19 protein-coding genes are annotated in these 20,441 nt (G+C 35.4%); 4 read left to right on the forward strand and 15 right to left on the reverse strand.

Annotation, left to right across the window (positions count from 1 at the left end):
* Positions 1–22: 22 nt before the first annotated feature.
* The gene (gene metG, locus NMG63_RS09070) at positions 23–1,954 is read right to left on the reverse strand and encodes a methionine--tRNA ligase (RefSeq protein ID WP_254007036.1); all 1,932 of its coding nucleotides are present in this window, start codon (positions 1,952–1,954) and stop codon (positions 23–25) included.
* A 107-nt stretch (positions 1,955–2,061) separates the two neighbouring features.
* Complete coding sequence (locus tag NMG63_RS09075; protein WP_254007037.1) at positions 2,062–6,438, reverse strand: Cna B-type domain-containing protein; 4,377 nt, start codon at positions 6,436–6,438, stop codon at positions 2,062–2,064.
* A gap of 262 nt (positions 6,439–6,700) precedes the next feature.
* On the opposite strand from NMG63_RS09075, the gene NMG63_RS09080 reads away from it, so the two are divergent.
* Entirely contained in the window at positions 6,701–7,057 is a 357-nt protein-coding gene (locus NMG63_RS09080; RefSeq protein ID WP_161636876.1) for a helix-turn-helix transcriptional regulator, read from the forward strand.
* A 66-nt stretch (positions 7,058–7,123) separates the two neighbouring features.
* Here the strand turns inward: NMG63_RS09080 and NMG63_RS09085 are convergent, their stop codons facing one another.
* Genes NMG63_RS09085 through tmk form a run of 5 tightly spaced genes read right to left on the reverse strand, consistent with a single transcriptional unit; the run spans position 7,124 to position 11,011 of the window.
* Positions 7,124–7,519, reverse strand: coding sequence for a Fur family transcriptional regulator (locus NMG63_RS09085; protein ID WP_254007038.1), 396 nt, complete (start codon positions 7,517–7,519; stop codon positions 7,124–7,126).
* 59 nt (positions 7,520–7,578) lie between these two features.
* Positions 7,579–8,553 carry a GMP reductase gene (gene guaC / locus NMG63_RS09090; protein WP_254007039.1) on the reverse strand — a complete coding sequence of 325 codons (975 nt, stop codon included), beginning with the start codon at positions 8,551–8,553 and terminating at the stop codon, positions 7,579–7,581.
* Positions 8,554–8,562: 9 nt separating this feature from the next.
* Entirely contained in the window at positions 8,563–9,408 is an 846-nt protein-coding gene (gene rsmI, locus NMG63_RS09095; RefSeq protein ID WP_254007040.1) for a 16S rRNA (cytidine(1402)-2'-O)-methyltransferase, read from the reverse strand.
* Between the two features lie 36 nt (positions 9,409–9,444).
* On the reverse strand, positions 9,445–10,395 hold the full coding sequence (locus NMG63_RS09100; protein WP_254007041.1) for a DNA polymerase III subunit: 951 nt from the start codon (positions 10,393–10,395) through the stop codon (positions 9,445–9,447).
* Entirely contained in the window at positions 10,388–11,011 is a 624-nt protein-coding gene (gene tmk / locus NMG63_RS09105; protein ID WP_254007042.1) for a dTMP kinase, read from the reverse strand. Before tmk ends, NMG63_RS09100 begins: the two co-directional genes overlap by 8 nt.
* Positions 11,012–11,130: 119 nt before the next feature.
* Between tmk and NMG63_RS09110 the strand changes: the two genes are divergently transcribed.
* The 3 genes from NMG63_RS09110 (at position 11,131) to NMG63_RS09120 (ending at position 12,966) form a co-directional block, all read left to right on the forward strand.
* On the forward strand, positions 11,131–11,325 hold the full coding sequence (locus tag NMG63_RS09110) for a hypothetical protein (RefSeq protein ID WP_254007043.1): 195 nt from the start codon (positions 11,131–11,133) through the stop codon (positions 11,323–11,325).
* Positions 11,326–11,862, forward strand: coding sequence for an NUDIX hydrolase (locus tag NMG63_RS09115; RefSeq protein ID WP_254007044.1), 537 nt, complete (start codon positions 11,326–11,328; stop codon positions 11,860–11,862).
* Positions 11,863–11,961: 99 nt separating this feature from the next.
* Positions 11,962–12,966 carry a linear amide C-N hydrolase gene (locus tag NMG63_RS09120; protein WP_254007045.1) on the forward strand — a complete coding sequence of 335 codons (1,005 nt, stop codon included), beginning with the start codon at positions 11,962–11,964 and terminating at the stop codon, positions 12,964–12,966.
* Between the two features lie 45 nt (positions 12,967–13,011).
* Here the strand turns inward: NMG63_RS09120 and NMG63_RS09125 are convergent, their stop codons facing one another.
* The 8 genes from NMG63_RS09125 to rpmH all read right to left on the reverse strand — a co-directional run bounded on the left by NMG63_RS09125 (position 13,012) and on the right by rpmH (position 19,702).
* Positions 13,012–13,332 carry an FtsB family cell division protein gene (locus NMG63_RS09125; RefSeq protein ID WP_003774191.1) on the reverse strand — a complete coding sequence of 107 codons (321 nt, stop codon included), beginning with the start codon at positions 13,330–13,332 and terminating at the stop codon, positions 13,012–13,014.
* 80 nt (positions 13,333–13,412) lie between these two features.
* Positions 13,413–13,685 (reverse strand): RNA-binding S4 domain-containing protein, encoded by a 273-nt coding sequence (locus NMG63_RS09130; RefSeq protein WP_254007046.1) that lies wholly within the window; start codon positions 13,683–13,685, stop codon positions 13,413–13,415.
* Entirely contained in the window at positions 13,682–17,098 is a 3,417-nt protein-coding gene (mfd, locus tag NMG63_RS09135; RefSeq protein ID WP_254007047.1) for a transcription-repair coupling factor, read from the reverse strand. The genes NMG63_RS09130 and mfd overlap by 4 nt, the downstream gene beginning before the upstream one ends.
* Before the next feature lie 2 nt (positions 17,099–17,100).
* The gene (gene pth / locus NMG63_RS09140; RefSeq protein ID WP_254007048.1) at positions 17,101–17,649 is read right to left on the reverse strand and encodes an aminoacyl-tRNA hydrolase; all 549 of its coding nucleotides are present in this window, start codon (positions 17,647–17,649) and stop codon (positions 17,101–17,103) included.
* A 39-nt stretch (positions 17,650–17,688) separates the two neighbouring features.
* Positions 17,689–18,303, reverse strand: coding sequence for a Jag family protein (locus NMG63_RS09145; RefSeq protein ID WP_123170866.1), 615 nt, complete (start codon positions 18,301–18,303; stop codon positions 17,689–17,691).
* A gap of 17 nt (positions 18,304–18,320) precedes the next feature.
* Complete coding sequence (gene yidC, locus NMG63_RS09150; RefSeq protein ID WP_254007049.1) at positions 18,321–19,163, reverse strand: membrane protein insertase YidC; 843 nt, start codon at positions 19,161–19,163, stop codon at positions 18,321–18,323.
* Between the two features lie 29 nt (positions 19,164–19,192).
* Complete coding sequence (gene rnpA / locus NMG63_RS09155) at positions 19,193–19,519, reverse strand: ribonuclease P protein component (RefSeq protein ID WP_254007050.1); 327 nt, start codon at positions 19,517–19,519, stop codon at positions 19,193–19,195.
* A 48-nt stretch (positions 19,520–19,567) separates the two neighbouring features.
* On the reverse strand, positions 19,568–19,702 hold the full coding sequence (gene rpmH, locus NMG63_RS09160; protein WP_003774176.1) for a 50S ribosomal protein L34: 135 nt from the start codon (positions 19,700–19,702) through the stop codon (positions 19,568–19,570).
* Positions 19,703–20,441: the final 739 nt, after the last annotated feature.

Raw genomic sequence — 20,441 nt, forward strand, 5'->3', positions numbered from 1 at the left:
TCTTTTCTATACAATACCTATCTTATCGTAATAACGTTCCGTTTGCTACATCACCACCGGTTACAAGTCTTACTTTATCGCCTTCTTCGGCTGTAAGAATCATACCATTTGACATAACACCGCGTAGTTTAACGGGTTTGAGGTTTGCTACAAGAACAACTTTATGATTGAGGAGTTCTTCTTCAGTAAAGAATTCTACAAGACTGCTTACGACAGTTACTTCTTTACTGCCTAAATCAACTTGTAATACATAGAGCTTATCTGCTTTAGGGTGTTTATCAACTTTAGTGATTGTACCCGTACGAAGTTCAACATCTTGGAATTGATCAAAAGTTATTTCTTTTGTTTCTTCTTCAACAATGCTTGTTTCTATCACAGGTTCTACCTCCTTTTCTAATAACTCAAGTGTTTCTTTCACATCTAAACGATTAAAGATGATGTCTGTTTTTGAAACAACTGGTTTATTAAGTTCAAAGAGACCAAATGTCTGCGCACTTTCAAACGATGTATGTTCTGTTTGTAATTGTGCAAGAATACGCTGTGATGTTTCTGGAACAAATGATTCCAGAGCGATACCACCAATACGAATCAATTCCGTTAGATTATAAAGTACTGTTTGAAGGCGATCTTGTTTCGTTTCGTCCTTCGCAAGAACCCAAGGTTGAGTATCATCAATATATTTATTCCCTTTTCTAAATAAGGAAACAATCTCAGAAATTGCATCCGCTACATGAAGCGTATCCATCTTCGCTTCAACATTTGGAATTAAGTTTTTACATGCAGCAATCAACTCATCATCCATATCGTCATGTACGTTGTTAACCGTTAACACACCATCAAAGTATTTATTTGTCATTGAGATTGTACGGTTAACAAGGTTTCCAATAATATTCGCAAGATCTGTATTAATGCGTTCAATCATTAATTCATATGTGAGATGGCCATCACGTTCAAATGGCATTTCATGAAGCATGATGTATCGAACAGGATCGACACCCAAGACAGATGTAAGATCATCAACATAAACTGCATTCCCCTTGGATTTACTCATCTTACTGTCTCCAGTAAGTAACCATGGGTGTCCGAATATTTGTTTTGGTAACTCAACATCAAGGGCCATTAATAGAATTGGCCAGTAAATTGTGTGGAAACGCAAAATGTCTTTACCAATTAAATGAACATCTGCAGGCCAAAACTCATCAAAGAGTGGACCGTTCTTCCCATCAACATCATATCCTAAACCAGTAATATAGTTAATCAAAGCATCAATCCAAACATACACAACATGTTCAGGATCAAAGTCTACCGGGATTCCCCACTTGAAACTTGTTCGTGAAACCGCAAGATCATAGAGATCTTCTTTAAGGAAGTTTTGAAGCATCTCATTCTTACGTGATTCAGGTTGAATAAATGAAGGATTATCCTTGATATATTGGACTAGACGCTCTTGATAGTTACTCATTTTAAAGAAGTAACATGATTCTTGTTGACGTACAACTTTCGCACCACACTCGGGACATGTTTCGTCTTCTACCTGTGAATCAGAATAGAATGACTCACATGACTTACAGTACCATCCTTCATAATTTCCTTTGTATAAATCACCTTGATCAAAAAGTTTCTTGAAAACCTTTTGAACTTGTTCTTTATGATAGTCATCAGTTGTACGAATAAAATAATCGTACTGTACATTCATAAGATCAAATAGACCACGAATCACACCTGAAATATTATCGACATAATCTTTCGGTAACATATTGTGTTCTTTCGCATTATCTTCTATTTTTTGACCATGCTCATCCGTTCCTGTTTGGAAACGAACATTATAACCTTGAGCACGTTTAAAACGTGCAATACTATCTGCTAGCACAATCTCATAAATGTTTCCAATATGAGGTTTTGCTGATGTATAAGCAATAGCGGTTGTTATATAGTAATTTTTATTGTTTTTCATTTGATTTCCTCCGCCAGAATTTCCCCTTAATTATAGCCTATTTATGTGCGCTCTACAATAAGACAAAACCTCGTACTTTTAACGATACGAGGTTTCTATTTATCAAATTAATTTCTCTTTTTCAATAATAAAAGGATACCCATTCCTATCGTTAAACTTCCAGAAATGCTTAAAACACGATTCCCAACGCCTGTTTGTGGGAGTACATCAGGTTTCGTTGCCTTATCAATGTTTACTTTTTTAGCTTCAGTAACTTTTTCTATAGGAGTTTGAGGATCTGGTTTATCTTTTTGAATGCTTGATACATCACCTTGATATTTATTGAAAATTTCCAATCCATCTTCACTATATTGAACCACATAACCTTTTGGAGGATCAATTTCATGAACACGGTATTCATAAGCATTTCCTTGATTATCTGTTTCATCAAGATTTGACCACGTATAGGTTGTTTGTCCGTTTTCTAATGAGATGGGATCACCAATTGGTTCATTATTTCTTAGAAGTTGGAGACGAACCGTTGGAACACTTTCAGGTGCATTGATCCAATGCTTCGTAACTGTTACATCTCGTTTCGGTGATGTATAAGTATTTCGGAATGTCCATGCATCAATTGTTTCAGAAACGAAATGATCCGGTACTGACGTTTCTTCAAGTTTATACGTAATTTCATTACCTTTTAAATCTTTTGAATCCACAAGCCATGTATAGCTTGTTTCATTATTACCAAGTTTCACAACATCATAAATATTTCCATCTCGGTAAAGTGTAAATTCTGCTGCTGCGTGTGTCATAGCGCCACCTACCCACTTCTTGTTGAGAATAATTTCATGAACAGGAGGATGGTAGGTATTGATTACAATTAAGCGGTCTGAACCATAGCGCATTGTATAATCGTCAGTAAGATTTGTTTGCTTCACGAAATACTCGATATCTTTACCTTCTTTTGTTTGCGCCGGTACATCCCACGATACACTTGAAACACCTGTTTCTAAGGTCTTTGGATCTCCAACTGGTGTTTCAATACCATCAATCATTTGATAGAGATTAAATGTTACGGTAGGCTTTTGATCTGGACCATGTTCCCAATATAGATAAGCATTGATTGTTCTCATCTCGGGCTCGAAATGATTTGTAATCTTAGAACCTGACGGATCAATTTCTTGTACGTAACCTTTAGGTTCACGAACCTCTCGTACGCGATAGTCATTTTTATTCCCGTTAATGTCAAATTCATCTAGATCAGACCATGTGTAACTTGTTTCTCCGTGATGAAGTATTACTGGACTCCCTACATTTTCACCATTTTTCAAGAGTTGTACTTTAATATCTGGTTTAATTTCAGGACCACCATTCCATACTTTATTCATCGTAAATGTTGTCTTAGGGGATTGATAGCGATTTACAATTGTGAAGGCATCCTTACGCTCTACGGCATAGTGGTGCTCATTGAACATGAGTTCTTGATTACCTTCTTCAATCCAATATGTATAAAGATTTCCGTCCTTGTCCGTTTTTTCTAAATCGGAAAATAGAACTTTAGTTTGTCCACTACTTAATACTTTAGAATCGACACGTTCCGGTGTGGATGTGCTTTGACGATAAAGAATCATCTCCACATCAGGTTTTTCCGATGGACCGCCAATCCACTCTTTGGTTGCGATGATTGGATCAGTAATTCGTGGTTGGCGGTATTCGTTTTTAATAACAAGTGGTTTATCCGAAGGAATGTTGATATAATCTTGTGCACCTTGAGTTTCAATTGCCTTATAGCTTATCGGTAGTCCATTGCGGTCATAAATTGGTTGATTTTTAAATGTAATTTGGGTGGTTCCGGATTCCATCACGTGACGTGCTACCTCATGACCATCAGCAAGCAATGCAATTTCTATCGTTGGTTTTGTAGCAGGACCACCAATCCACTCTTTTGTAACAGAAATATCACGAGTTGGACTGATGTAGGTATTCGTGATTGTTGACGCTTCAACATGCATCTCATAATTCTCGGGAACATTCATTTCTTCTACATGGTAATTGAATGCATTTCCTTGCTCATCCGTCTCTGGAAGTTCATTCCAGGTGTATGACGTTTGACCCGATTCAAGTTCAATGTATTTATAAGGCTGATTGTTTTGATAGAGCTGAATCATTATAGTTGGTTTAATGAGTGGACCGCCATCCCAGACTTTTGTAACTGTATAGCTTCTTTGAGGTATAACGTATGTATTCGTAATCTTATTCCCTACTACAGAAGATTCAAAATGATCCGGAATATCCATTTCATAAGGGGAATATTCGTATTCATTCCCTTCCTTATCAAAACGAGGAAGATCAGTAAACTCGAGTTTCAAATGTCCCTTTTCTAGAACTTTAGGAGTATTAAGTGGTATTCCATTTTGTTTCAAATCAATACGTACATCACTTTGACGCATCGTTCCACCAACCCAAACTTTTTCTACCAAGTAAGATGTTTTATTCTCCACATCATTCACAAAATACAGGACATGCTCACGACTGGAATAAGTAACTTCAAAGGTTTGGTGGGGATTTCTTGATGTATAACCTTCTCGTTCTTTCTCACGGATTTGATATTTACCGATGGGTAGGTGATTAAGCGTACGTGATTCTCCTGATTTTAATAGAATTTCATCAATTTTATAGTCTTCATTATATACCTCAAAGATGAATGTATCATCAGGATAAACGGTTTTTGATCCCTGTTTTACGAGCTTATCAATTGTGATGGTCCCTAATGGTTTTTGATACAGCTTAACAACAACTTCATAGGATTCAGGATCTTTGTGGATGTTTAAACCCGAGACAGGTTTAAGCACACCATTTTCATGCTCGTAGTATTCGTACACAACATCATAATCATCTAAATTATGCGTTTCCCCTTCAACTTTCAGTGCATCAATCATGACATCATATGTCCCATGGTCGGTAAAAGACCAGGAAGTCGAGACTTTATTTAATGCACTTTCATTACGTAGTTTATGTTCCATATCTTTTGATTTAAATAAAACATCCATTTGATATTTTGTATTTAAATCTCGAGATTTATCAGCTTTATAAACCTCAGTTTTAAGTCGTACCGGTGTGGGCTTAGCTTGTGGTACCTTGATTGTTTTCTTAACGCTTTGATTATTAACATCATTATATGTAATCATCGTTGTTTTATTAAGTTCGTAGAAATCCTTCTCGCTGATGGAAGACGTTGGCTTGGTTGATACTTCATATTTATACCCAAAATGTTGGATATCCCCTTCCTCATCGAGTAAACCTTGACTTCGAATGTTGAAGCGTTGATGAGTTCCATCAAACATTGCTTTTAATTCTTCTGTTAAGCTTGATTCATCAACGACAAAGGCATCCGTCATTGGATCTTCAATACGAATGTCTTTCGCTGCAGAATAAATATTGTTCGAAATTTTCTTGAATATGTCATCCAAATTATCGCGACTTGATGAAGCATCAAAATAATTGTCATTACTGATACGTTTTAGGATTTCTGTTCCCTTAGCGTCAGTATCAAATCCGATTGCGTATAAATGAATTTGCTCTTGATGGATTTGATTGGATTCGGTAATGGCTGCGTCGGCTGAGGACATATAGACAAAATAACTTTGATTGCCTTGGTTTCTAAGTTCTCCAAGCTCATCTAAATAATATTCATTCCCCGTTCCATAAACCATTGCATTATAATCAAATACATTCGTATTCGGTAGTGACTTAAATCGGTATCCAGGTATCGCATGGTTATTTGAACTGGATATAGCGATATCAAAAGGTCGTTGTTGACCATTGTAACGTTTTTGGACAATAACGTTGTTATCGTAACGAAGTAAATCGTGATTTATATTTGTTTTAAGTGGATAACGGTAAGTCGGTTGTCCATCTGAAAGTAATACAATTGTTTGATTGGGTGCGGTACTTTGATTTAATAACGATTTTGCTTCATATAAAGCCCCTTGTGTAAACGTGCCTCCCTCTGCTTTAAGACTTTTAATTTCGTTGATTAATAAATTCGCCTCTTGTTTCGTATGAAATGAGTTTGAAGATACTTTGGTTCCATAAGATACCAGTGCAACGCGTGCTGAGGCATCTCTTTCGAAAATTTCATTCACAAAATGAACTGCCTCAGCTTTTGCTTTAGAAATACGGTCAATTCCTTGTGGGTTTTTCTGTGGGTCCATACTTCCAGATGTATCGAGTACTAAAACAATATCAGACGGTTCTCGTTTTAAACGTCCATACACATCTATCGATATTTCCCAACGATTAATACTGTTTGGGATCGGTTTCGCAGTTTTAAACACTCGTACCTCTCCTTCATCCATATTATCTATTTGTATTGAGTCTGTAATGGTTTTTTCACTTGTAGAAGGATGTCCTTCTGCAGATACAAATGATGTACTTATAGACAATAATACCATTGTGATTAACAGAAATGTTAATCCGCTTTTAATGATTCTCGTTTTCATTTTCTTTCCTCCTTACAAGTATCATTTAAAGTGATTTCTAATCACAAAGTGATATTATTGGTTTTCACATATTTAGTCAATTATTTTTATCATAAAATGTCCACTTTTTTTACCATCACATTCATAAATACCGAAATAGGGCTTGTAATTCACCAAATTAATACTAGAATAGTCTGATTTTATATGGAAATTTCACACTCACTGAATAGATATTGCAAATTAAAGATATAAATGCTATATTCATTGAGGTGAAGGAGTAATTATGTCGAATATATTAGGTCAAAGACTGAAAGCTCGTCGTAAAGAACTACGTATTTCTCAACAGGAACTTGCTGTTGCTGTGGGTTATACATCACGTTCTACAATCGCTAAAATTGAAGCGGGTGTGATCGATCTTCCTCAGTCAAAAATTTATGATATCGCCGAGGCTTTAGAAACAACTCCAACGTACTTATTAGGTTTAGAAGAAGAACTTGAAGCTTTAACCGCAACAGCAATCGTTGAACATCTTCAATCTGTTACAGTTGATCAACTTGTTGAATGTTTTTCTCAATTAGATTTATATAGTTATGAAAAAGTAAATGAAGCAGTAGGTAAAGTAGCGTTAGGTTACAAATAAAAACCGTTCACCTTATGATGAACGGCAACACAAAAAAGGAGCTCAGGCTCCTTTTTTTTCTTACTACTATTTTTGACTTGATTTCGCCAAACAGTCCTTACAAATACCCTCGAATGTGATGTCGTGATCTAACACAAGACATCCTAGTTCTTCTTCGACGAGTTGATGTAATTCCTTTCGGTAATCTAATTCCACATCTTCAATGCGATTGCATTCTCTGCATCTAAAATGATAATGATCGTGTAGATTTTTATCATAGATAAATCCAAGTTCTGGATGTCTAACACGGTTTATTAATTTTTCATTATAGAGTACATTTAAATTTCTATAGACCGTAGCAATTCCAATTGATACATCACCTTCTTTAAGTTTTGTATGAATTTGATCTGCCGTCATATGACCTTCAGATGCTTGGATTAAATCTAAAATCTCTTGTCTTTGTTTAGTAAGTTTGATACTCATTATCATCACCATCTTAATTATAGCATAAAATATACTTTTTCAAGAATATTTGCTTTAATCTAACGATCTCCATTAAAAATACTGTTCTTAACAATCACGTAATCAACCTTACGAATCGCTTCTAAATCACGACCTCCGGCATATGAAATTGATGATTGAAGATCCTGTTGCATTTCTCTTAGAGTATCTTCGATTTTACCTTTATGCTCTATTAGGATACGCTTTCCTTCAACGTTTTTGTGTTCACCTTTTTGAAACTGTGATGCACTTCCAAAGTATTCTTTGAATGCAACACCATCAATATCGATTGTTTCTCCAGGTGACTCTTCATGTCCAGCAAAGAGTGATCCAACCATACACATCGTAGCGCCAAAACGAATTGATTTAGCGATATCACCATGATCTCGGATTCCACCATCTGCAATTAAAGGTTTTCGGGCTGCTTTAGCACACCATGATAATGCGGATAATTGCCATCCACCAGTTCCAAACCCTGTTTTTAATTTTGTAATACATACCTTACCCGGTCCAATACCAACTTTTGTGGCATCAGCACCTGCATTTTCAAGTTCACGAACCGCTTCTGGGGTTCCAACATTTCCTGCAATCACAAATGTGGTTGGTAAGAATTCTTTAATATGCTTAATCATTCGGATAACTTGTTCTGAATGACCATGAGCAATATCGATTGTGATATAGTCGGGAATTACATTTTCCGCTGCCAATCGACGTACAAAATCATACTCTGAATCTTTAACACCAACACTAATTGATGCATAAAGACCGCGTTGATTCATATCTTGAATAAAGCCATAACGACGTTCCTCGTTAAAACGATGCATAACATAAAAGTAATTATGTTCTGCTAACCAAATAGCGAGCGGTTCATCGATTATTGTTTGCATGTTTGCAGGAACAACAGGCATCTCAAAGGTTCGATTTCCCAATTTAACGCTTGTATCGCATTCCGAGCGACTTTTCACAATACATTTATTTGGAATTAATTGAATATCTTCGTAATCAAATATTTTCATTACGGCCTCCTATTTATTCTCGTGATAGTAAGAATAGAGTTCATTTTTTGAAACACCATTCTCTTTGGCCACAGAAGAAATTGAACGCGAAACAGAATTTCCTGCATTGATCTGTTCCTTGATGCGAATGATTAAATCATCAAAACTAACTTCTGATACTTCAGTATTTGCTTCAATAACAATTACAAACTCACCTTTTATCGTTTCAACAGACTCCATAACCTCGGTAACCGTACCACGTATAAACTCCTCGTGCATTTTTGTAATCTCACGCACAAGACAAATCTTTCGATTACCTAACACATCATACACGATTTCAAGTGTCTTTTCTAATTTATGAACTGATAAATAATAGATTGTTGTCATTGGTAAATCTTTGTTTTGTATTAATTGCTTTTTAAGTTGTCCTTCTTTATGTTCCATAAAGCCCATAAATGCGAATGGTTGAACGATTAGCCCTGATGCGACTAAAGCATTGAGAAATGCACTACTCCCTGAAATTGGCACAACATTATACCCTGCTGCAATCACATCTCGCACTAAGGTCTGTCCTGGATCAGAGATAAGTGGATATCCTGCATCACTTACCAAACCAATATTCATCCCTGACTCTAACAAATCAATAATCCCTTTTGTAGATTCTTGTTCATTATGCATATGATGACTGATCATTTTTGTATTAATTTCGAAGTGTGAACAGAGTTTGCGAGCGTTACGCGTATCCTCTGCAGCAATAATATCTACAGTCTTTAATATCTCAATCGCTCTTGGTGTCATTTCATTTAAATTCCCAATCGGAGTTGCGACAAGGAAAAGTGTTGGTTTTTCATTTTTAAAGCTTTGTTGTTTTATCATTAGATTCTCCTAAAATAGATAAACCTTTAATCGAGATTAAAGGTTCTTGTAGTATTTCGTTAATTCATATCCAAATTGATCAATAACCAAATTAATATTGACGCCAGGTCTTATACGATCTTTTAAACTTAAAACAATTTGAAGTAAATGAATCCGATCTACATTTGTTATGTTATTTGTACGAACGTGTATCGTTTGTTCTTGTTGTCCTTGTGATGAAAAAGATAATTCCAAGAGTTCGAATAACAATAACAAGCGTTCTCGATCCAATCTCTTTTTCTTAATTCCTTCTACTTGTAGCGTCAGTATCGCGGATAAATAGTCACGTTGATTCAAACATTCAAGAACATCAAAGAAGATTGAACTAGCTTCTTTATACACTTCACTATTACTTTGAAGCTCAAGTTCTTCCAAATTATGATTCATCCTCGATAATAAATAAGCATCTACATCATCAATTCCTTGTTCACTTGCCTTATCAAATAAGACTTTATGATTCATCGATTCGAGTTGAACCGTTAGACATCTAGAGCGTATAGTCTCGAGAACTCGGTTTTCACTGCGTGTTGTTAAGATTGCGACAATATCACCCTCTGGTTCTTCTAAAAATTTTAGAAGACTATTCATTGCTTCAACTGTAGCATTATCAACATCTTCGATTATGTAGACTTGATGACCCGCAGTTTCAATAGAAGATTGACTAAAATACTCTTTCAAACTGATTATCTCAGATTTTTTAATACTTTGTTCTTTTCCACTTAGTAATCTGAAATCCGCATGGTTTTCAGATTCAACTCGCTGACATGTACTGCAAGATCCGCAGGCACCGATGTCCTGTTCGCCACACATCATACTCATAGCCATATATTTAGCGTAATCAAGCGTCCCATAATCACCAACAATCAAATACGCGTGAGAAACACGATTTTTAGATTGTTGGCGGTGAAATAGATTTAGAGCTTTGGTTTGATTTTGGATGTTATTCATGACTTAACTGCATCTCGATAATCTTAATCACATCCGCAGCAACATCTTCAATGGATTGGGCTGCATCTACAATCTTAATCCGATTAGGAAAACGACGAATCACTTCTTGGTACCCTTGGTACACTTTTTCATGAAAGATATCCCCTTCAAGCTCCAATCGATCTTTATATCCACGAACACCAATACGCTTCAAACCTTCTTCAGGTTTTAAATCCAAGAAGATTGTTAAGTCTGGCAAAAATCCATCGATAGCAAACATATTTATATCCCAAACATCATCAATACCAATACCACGTGCATAGCCTTGATAAGCAAGAGAACTATCTATAAATCGATCACAAATCACAAGCTCTCCTCTACTGAGTGCAGGTTTTATTTTCTCAATTAAATGTTGTCGACGACTCGCAGCATAAAGTAATGCCTCTGTGCGATCATCCATTTCTTCATGTTCTGGATCAAGAATCAGCTCTCTAATTTTTTCAGAAATACGAATTCCGCCTGGTTCTCGAGTACAGAGAACTGGTTGATTCTTCTTCTCAAAATACTCCGAAACAATCTTGGTAATTGTCGTTTTACCGCTTCCATCTGGACCTTCAAATGATACAAATAATGTCATGTTGCCACCTCTTCTTTGAATATTATAGCATGGTATCGCACGCTCTATTCTAAAAGTTGTGTGTTTGAGTAATTTGGATTATTATGTAAGGGAAGAAGAAATTATTAGAGGAAACAATTATGATTGAACAAATTAAAAAAGGATTTGAAAAAGCATCAAATGACAATGTATATATGCTTGTTTTAGGAATTGTAGTACTATTAGTTGTTATTAACTATTTTCTTAATACTACTTTTCTCACAATCCTTACATTAGTCATGTTCTGTATTGCTTTTGGAGTTCTGGTTAAACACATTATAAAGAAGGAAGATTAGATGGTAAGAGACGGCTTAAAACTGAATGAAGTACTGAAGTATCAAGGAAAGATTGTCGATGTTTATAACGTTGAATTTGAAACACAGACCGGAATGTTTGAAGCTGAGATTTTAAAGCATGATGGTGGCGTGTGTATTGCCGCAACCCATGATGATAAAGCATTCTACTGTGTAGATCAATATCGATATGGTGTTGAACACATTATGCGAGAATTCCCTGCTGGAAAAATTGATCAAGAAGAACTCCCAATTGACGCCGCATTACGGGAATTACGTGAAGAAATTGGGTTTATCGCAAAAACATTGGTTCCACTTGGATATATTCATCCATCTCCCGCATATCTAGATGAAGTCTTGTATCTTTATTATGCAACTGATTTAGATTACGTTGGTCAAGACCTTGATGAAAATGAAGTTCTAAATGTTTATACTCGAGATATTAAAGACATCATTGATGATATCGAAGCAAATCAAATCACAGACGCGAAGACGATTTCTCTTGCTTACAAAGTAAACCATTATCTCTCTCAAAAATAAAAGGCTAGACCGTTCATTTGGTTAGCCTTTTTTAATGCTTATTCACCCATTGCTCACATAAAATGTTAATATATTAGAGACGAGAAAGGCGGTACTTATATGTGTACAGGAATACAAGTAATATCAAAGCAAAATAATACTTATTGGGGAAGAACCCAAGAATTTGATACATTTTTACCCGTTTGTGGAGTGATTGTCCCTCGTGGAACAGCCATTAATAATATGCTCTCTCCGATTGTTGCGAAAAATGCTGCAGCAGGAATCAGCCTTAACGATTCGACCCAAGATATTTTATTAATGGATGGTATGAATGAACATGGACTCGCAGGTGGTAGTTTTTATTTTGGAAATGAGTATGCTGATTACGCTCCAAGTAGTGCGATAGAGTTAATGGGTAAGCAAGCCTTACGAGGTGAAGAATTTGTTACCTGGGCACTTCTAAACTGCGATTCAATCGTTGATTTACACCGTAAAGCTATTAAAGAAGTCGCAATATCAAGTGAGCCAAATATTCATGGAAACGTAATTCCACAACATTATGTCTTTGTAGACCGTACCGGTGCCAGCATCGTACTCGAACCTTCCTCAGCTGGTTCGTTTGATATTTATCCGAATGAAATTGGAACGTTTACCAATCAACCCGAATTTCCTTGGCATGTTCAAAACCTCCAAAATTATGTTTCAATGAATAGCCACATTTATCCATCGCGGAAATTTGGAAAGTTTGAAACTTTAAGCTCAGGAATGGGAAATGGTTTATTTGGTTTACCTGGTGATTTTACACCGCAATCACGATTTGTCCGAGCTACTGTATTTAATAGTCTTTCGAATCAACCTCATGATGATCAAGCTCTGGATAAAGTTTTCCGTATTCTAAATACCGTCGATATCCCTTATGGTCTTATTGTAGATGAAAAAGAACAAGTACAGTACACACAATACACTTCAGCATACGATTTAGAAAATCGAACGATTAATATTTCAACCTATGAGAATCGACAAATCCAACAATTTTATTTTGATCCCTTGCTGATTAATAATCATGAAATTGTTCGTTACGAAGTGAAGCGTAAACAGATGATAGAGACCATGAATCAATTATAATTAGACATAAAAAAAGAGTAGCGATTTTCGTTACTCTTTTTCGTATTATTCTGTTTTAGGTAAGATAAATACTTGTTCTTCTGACTTTGACAAGAGGTGTTTCCCTCGAGCATAGTTTTGAACATAAGTAGGATCTTGAAGTTTTGCTTTTTCAAGAGCAAGTTCACCTTGTTTTGTTTCAAGTACTTTTAAATTTGAGCGTTCGCTTTTAAGTTGTTGGTTCAATTGGAATGTTGATACTAATTCTTTTGCAGATTTAGATAACATTAGGCATGAAACGGATACTATCAAAATACCAAGAATGATTGATGCAAATTTAATTGTTGGATTCTTAGCTATTCGCGTTTTCGTAACTGTTTGTCCCATCTTTCCACTTCTCTTTCTTTTTTTGTTAGTTTATTTATCTACACTCATTATACTGACATTCTCAAAAAATGCAAGAGTTGTCAGTTTTTTTGAACGTTCCGATCGATGCGTTGATCTGAAATAAGCTCATACATTGGTGGATTACTTCTTAATATTTTATCACTTAAAAATGTGACTTCAATTTTTATATGACGGTGTTCAAATCGAATTTCAATTTCGTCTTCTAGCGAAACCTCAGATGAAGGTTTTGCTTTTTTTCCATTAATAAAGACACGATCATCATCTGCAAGTTCTTTGGCTACAGTACGGCGTTTAATGATTCGTGATACTTTTAAATATTTATCAAGTCTCATAATTGTTGCTCCTTTAAATTTTCAAGTATGTAAATCAGATCCTCAGCCCACTCTGTATACATTGGCATGGTAATAATAATGGTTTGATTTAAATACTTTATCTTGATTTCACTCGACTTTTCAGAGATTAATTCGAATAAATGTACACCATCGACTTGGCTACTATACTCCTCTGTAAAGACTAATTCTACTTTATTAACACGTTCCTTAAAGGACTTAATACGCTTATCGTTTAAGAACAACTCAAGACGTGTTTTTTCTAATAACATCTTAACAGAGTTCGGTAATTTACCATAGCGGTCATCGATCATCTCGTTAAAATGCTTTAACTCATCAAGCGTTTGTATCTGATTAATTTGTTGGTATAGATCTAATTTTTCACCATCATCACTGGTAAAGTCTTCTGGTAAATATCCATCCACTTTTAGATTAAAGCGTTCTTGTTCTTCAACATCAATTACTTCTTTACCTTGTCTTTTCGCAATGGCTTCTTTAAGAAGTTGTACATATAAGTCGATACCGACGGTATCAATAAACCCTGATTGATTTCCACCTAAGAGTTCTCCAGCACCTCGAATGGTTAAATCGCGCATCGCAATCTTATAACCACTACCAAGTTGAGTGAATTCTTTGATGGCCTGAAGTCTTTTCTGTGCCAACTCTGTTAGCCCACGTTTATTGGGAACAACAAAGTATGCATAGGCGAGACGATCTGAACGACCAACACGACCCTTGATTTGATAGAGTTGTGACAAACCAAAACGATGTGCATTATCAACAATAATTGTATTCGCATTTGGAATATCAATTCCTGTTTCAATGATTGTCGTACATACCAGTACATTTATCTCTTTACTTATAAATCGAATCATAACATCTTCAATTTCGTGTCGTTCCATTTGTCCATGTACGACGGCGACTTTTGCTTCTTCAACATGATTGGCTATGACTGAAGCAACAGAATATATTTGCTCTACATTATTAAATAGGTAAAACACTTGTCCATCCCGGCTTAATTCCTTTGAAATAATATCATTAATCGTTTTCTGGTTTTTCTCAATAATATAAGTCATGACTGGAAGACGGTTTGAGGGTGGAGTATTAAGCTGTGATAAACTACGGAGTCCTATAAGAGACATTTGGAGTGTTCGTGGTATTGGAGTCGCACTGAGCGATAATACATCCACAGACACCTTAAACTCCTTAATACGTTCTTTATGCTCAACACCGAAGCGTTGTTCTTCATCAATAATTAAAAGTCCTAGATCTTTAAACTTAACATCACGCGATAAAACACGGTGTGTACCTACTAAAATATCAACTTTACCGTCTTTCACGCGTTGAATTATTTCATTTTTTTCTTTATCCGATACAAATCGATTTAAAACCTCAATGGTCACAGGAAAGTCACTGAGACGTTCTTTCAGTGTTCGAGCATGTTGTTGAGAAAGGATTGTTGTTGGACAAAGGAACACGACTTGTTTATGATCTACAAAAGCTTTAAATGCAGCTCGAATAGCGACTTCCGTTTTCCCAAAACCAACATCACCACATAGCAAACGATCCATCGGAACATCGCGTTCCATATCACGCTTAATCTCATCAATTGCGGTTTTCTGATCATGAGTTAATTCATATTCAAATGCATCTTCAAATTGCTTTTGATACTCTGTATCCGGACTGAAAGCAAATCCACTTGCATCCATTCTTGTAGAGTAGAGTGTAACAAGCTTATCTGCTACATCCGCTACATCTTGTTTAATACGCTCTTTATTCTTTTGCCATGTACTTGTTCCAAGCTTACTAAGGCGCACAGATGCCGCTTCACGCGACATAAACTTTCTTACGAGATTAAATTGTTCGAGTGGTACAAACAACTCATCACCATCACGATAAAGAATTCTCATGAAATCTTTATGGATTCCCTCAATTTCTTTTGTCGTGATTCCCATATATTTTCCAATTCCATATTGTCTGTGGACAACATAATCCAATGTATCAAGATCAGAAAGCTGACTTAAAGATTCTGCTTTTAAGAATTTATTATCGTAGCGGAACATTTTTTTCTTGTACTTATACAATTCATTAGCAGTATAAACAACTGTATTTAGGTCCTCAAGAATAAAACCTGAGGTTATATGTCCATAGTCGATATAGATTCCATTTGATGCTGGTTGGTCCGTTAGAACTTGATATTCAACACCTTGTTGGAGCATTGTCTTAATAAAATCTTCCATTGTATCTTCATCTAGAGTGATTACTACTTTTTGAGTGATGGCTTCTTTTCGAAGCCATTTCATGGTTTGTTCAATACTCTCGGATACGATATTTGCCGAATGCCAAGGAATAAACACTTCGCCTTCAGTCTGATATTCGAAGATTTCTCGATACGTATGTTTCGCTTTAATACGTTCAAATGACTCAAAAATATCTGAAACATAAATCATCTGATTCATCTCATACTGTTCTTCAATAAAAGTGTGAGAATCCAAAGCATTTTGCTTGAGCGTTCTTTCGATCGCTTCAATTGGACTCATATATGTGTTTGCGTCTTTGAGATAATCATAGATGGTTGCATGATTTGACCAAAAAGAAAGAAGAGGATACAACGTTACATCAAATTGATTCATTTGTAGTAACTCACGCTTCTGTTCCATTTCATGAATCAAATCGTTATTTTCGATTCCCTCTATTTTATGAGTTAATGCATTACTAATTTCTTCTATATCATTTTCTTTAAGAAGGATATCGGTTGCGAACGCAATCGTCGCCTCTTCAACTCTTGATAAAGATCGCTGATTTTCAATATCAAAATATCGAAGACTGTCGACCTCCACATCAAAAAACTCAATTCGAAGCGGTTGATCCATCTGGATTGAGAACACATCACAAACCCCTCCACGAATGGCATACGTAAATGGTTTCTCAACATATTTAACACGTGTATATCCTAGACGTTCAAGTTCTCGAGCAAGCTGCAGTGGCTCCCACTCATCACCAGTCTTAATCTTTATGATTGATGCCTTAAGCACCTCCGCAGAAGACAGCTTTCTTACAGATGCGATGGCATGCGTAATACAAATATCAAAATCACCATTCACAATTTTATATAATGCGTCAATTCGATTGGCTTTCATAATTTCTGATTGAACAATGGCTTCAACTCGAAGTGATTCTTCATGATTGTAATATACGACATTCGCATTCTCATCAAGATGTTTAATCTCATTATATAAATTTGATGCTTGTTGTTCGTTTTCCTTAATAATGAATAACGGTTTCTTACTAATTTTACTTGATCCTAGAACTAAAAGTGCTTCTTGAACCACGCTTAAATGGGCAAAAATGCTTTTGCCCTGGGTGTACTCTTTAACAAGTTCATGTTTTTCTAAATAATTATATAACCAATTCATCACTAGACTCTTATATTGTATTCATTCATCAGCTGATCAGTGCGTTTTCCACTAATAAAGTCACTAACACATTTAGCACCTAAAGAAATCGCCGTATCTTCATCAATTTTACCGAGAACCCAATCAACGGTTTTAATTTGAGTGCTCTTACCAATTCCAACTTTAAGCCTTAAGAATTCATTAGATCCTAAGTGATCAATAATACTCTTAATCCCTTTTTGTCCACCCGACGAACCTTTTTCTCTCAATCTGAGAGATCCTACCGTTATATCCATATCATCACTAATTACAAGAAGATCCTCTAAATCGACATTATAATAACGCATGACCTCCCCAACAGCTTCACCTGAGAGATTCATATAAGTTTGTGGTTTGACTAAAACTACTTTCTCTGTTCCTACAAATGTCTCTGCAATGAGAGCTTTAAATTTATTGGTTGAGATTGAAACACCTAATTTCGATGCAACCTCATCAATCACAAGAAAACCGGCATTATGTCTTGTATTCTCATATTGTTTTCCTGGATTTCCTAATCCTACGATAACTTTCATACATTCCTCCATTAAGCAAAAAAGAATAAGGGACTTCCCTTACTCTTTGTTTGGATCATATACAATCTTAAGATGACGATCTCTTCCAGAACCTTCGCTCTGTGTGCGAATTCCTGGGAAATTAGTCAATTCTTTATGAATCACACGACGTTCGTCGTTTGGCATAGGGTCTAAAGATGCATCAATTTTTGATCGACTTACATTTTTAGCAATCCGTTTTGCCATTGCCTTAAGCTTTTGATAACGATCTGTTTTATAGTTGTTTATATCAATCATGACATAAAAACGACGTTTAAACTCTGAATTTACTACATGTTTAAGTAACATATTCATACCTTCCAATGACTTCCCATTTTTACCAATGAGGATTGCATTGTTGTCAGCATTTAATGAAACCTTAACGTTATTATTTTTGACAGTAATTTCTTGTTCAACTTTTAATCCCAAACCTGTAAAGAATTTTTCAAAATATTCTTCAACAAACAATTTGACATCATCAAGGGCAAACACTTCAGCAGTAACACTCGACCCGATGCCTAAGAAACCTGATTTCTCTTCAATGACATAATAGATAAGATCACTTTGTTCAACATTCTTTTCTTTAGCGACATTTTTAAGAACATCATCTAAAGACCTAGCTGTATATTGCTTCACGTGTATTCCTCCTTTTATTATTTTGCGCCGTATTTATGATTAATAAATAATGTCTGCACTAACTGTGCAAGAGCCGAAACCATCCAGTATAAACTCATACCTACTTGCCAGTTAAGAGCAAGAACAACAATCATAATTAATGATGAGTACATCATCATATTTGCTTGATTAGCTGGTTGTTTTTCATATGAACGTTTGCGAATCTTTTGTTTAGCGAGATATTGTGGCAAGAACATTGAAAGGAATTGTGATAAAGCCATTAGAATAAAGATTCCAATGATAATAATATTTCCTTGTGTAAATCCTTGCATAGGCGTTAATTCTAAAGTTTGTCCAAATACAGTACCATTAATAATTGCTTCTGAACGCATAACTGCTTGATACATTGCAATCATAATAGGCAATTGAAGGAATGTTCCTCCTAAAGCACTCATTGGATTGATTTCATGTTTTTCAAACAATTTCTGCATCTCTGTAGCTTTTTGAAGTTTGGCTTGTTGATCATTACGACCTTGATACTTCGCTTCAATACGTGCTTGTTCAGGACCAATTAATTGCATTTTTTGTTGTTGCACAGTTGCTTTAATTGAGCCTTTAATTGTAATAAGTTTAATAATTAATGTTACAACAACAATAGAACCAATTGTTCCAATGTATTGTGAGAAAAAGTTTAATGCTTGAGCAATTGGCCATACAAATAGTGCTCCGAACCACGTATCACTACCCCATGTCCATGAATCACCTAAACTAATAATCTTGTCGGCATATACTTGTTTCGTTTGTGGATCAATAACTTGAGTACATCCAGTTAATGCTAGTAGCAAAATACTGAAAATAATCAGTTTTTTATATTTTTTCATACCTATCTCCTAATCTAAAAATACTCACTTTATATTTTAACCGTTTTTATAAGGTTTTCCAAGTCTTTTTGATTTTCCTCATAACTCTGTTCGTAATATTTTTTTCGAACCAGAACAATGTAATCATAAGGAGTATCAAACATATTGATATCTTGGAGCATGCTTCTTATTTGGCGTTTTGTTTTGTTACGCACTACCGCATTTCCTAATTTTTTCGGTGCTGCAATTCCATAACGTGAGTTATCTTTAGTTCTTTTATCTATATATACTGTAAAAGCTTTAGTATTTTTAAATCGACGAGCCCCCATGATTTTTTGAAATTCTGCTGCTTTTTTTACTCTATATTCTTCTCTCATTTTTTTTCACTTCCACTATGACAAAAAAGTCACCCATAAGGGTGACTGTTATGCAGATAACACTTTTCTTCCTTTTGATCTACGACGTGAAAGCACGCGGCGACCGCCTACTGTTTTCATACGGGCTCTAAAACCATGGACCTTTTGGTGTTTCCGTTTGCTCGGTTGATAAGTTCTCTTCATGAAAACCACCTCCAGTTCTTTATATATACGAAGAGCAAATGCTTTAAAATTATATAAGAAATACTTTTCAATGTCAATAAAGTGTCTTAAATAACGTTCTGATTATCTGATTCACCATCTAATTGATACTATTTCATTCTAACTTTATAGAATTATCATCGTTATTGTAACACATTCACCTTTCAATCACGATATTTTTTTTGGTTTTTTTCAGTTAATAACCCTTTTATATAAATCACCGGTGAAAAAAGGGGAAGCATTAAGTTTAAAAATATGGGGATGCTTGTGCTTTTTTCACCCAAAATCGTTTTAATCCCACTTAAACCAGTCTAAGTTATCCACTTTTGTGACATTCCTAGAGCAAATGTTGGTAACCCTCTAGGATCTGTGGGATAAATCATGTGGAGGATTTTTTGCACAGAAAAGGAGTGGGAAAACTATAAACCATCTTTTAGGCAAGTTCATAACAATGTTTATCAACACAATGTGGATAATGTGGGAAACTATATATAACCCTCTCCTAAGTGCATATTATCCTGTTGATATTAGTGAGTATAATCTTAAAAAAATCTCTTCTAAAATTTCTTTCAACGCTGTGTTGATAACTAATTTAGGAACTCCACATTTTATAAACATTCACAATTTTGTGGACAAATGTGGATAACTATCTATATAAGCATTAGAATAGCGGTATTCCACGAAAGTTATTGTGGATAACTTGTGGGGAGTTTTTTTGTCT

It is taken from the genome of Erysipelothrix amsterdamensis, from assembly GCF_940143175.1.
GTDB classification, from domain to species: Bacteria; Bacillota_I; Bacilli_A; order Erysipelotrichales; family Erysipelotrichaceae; genus Erysipelothrix; species Erysipelothrix amsterdamensis.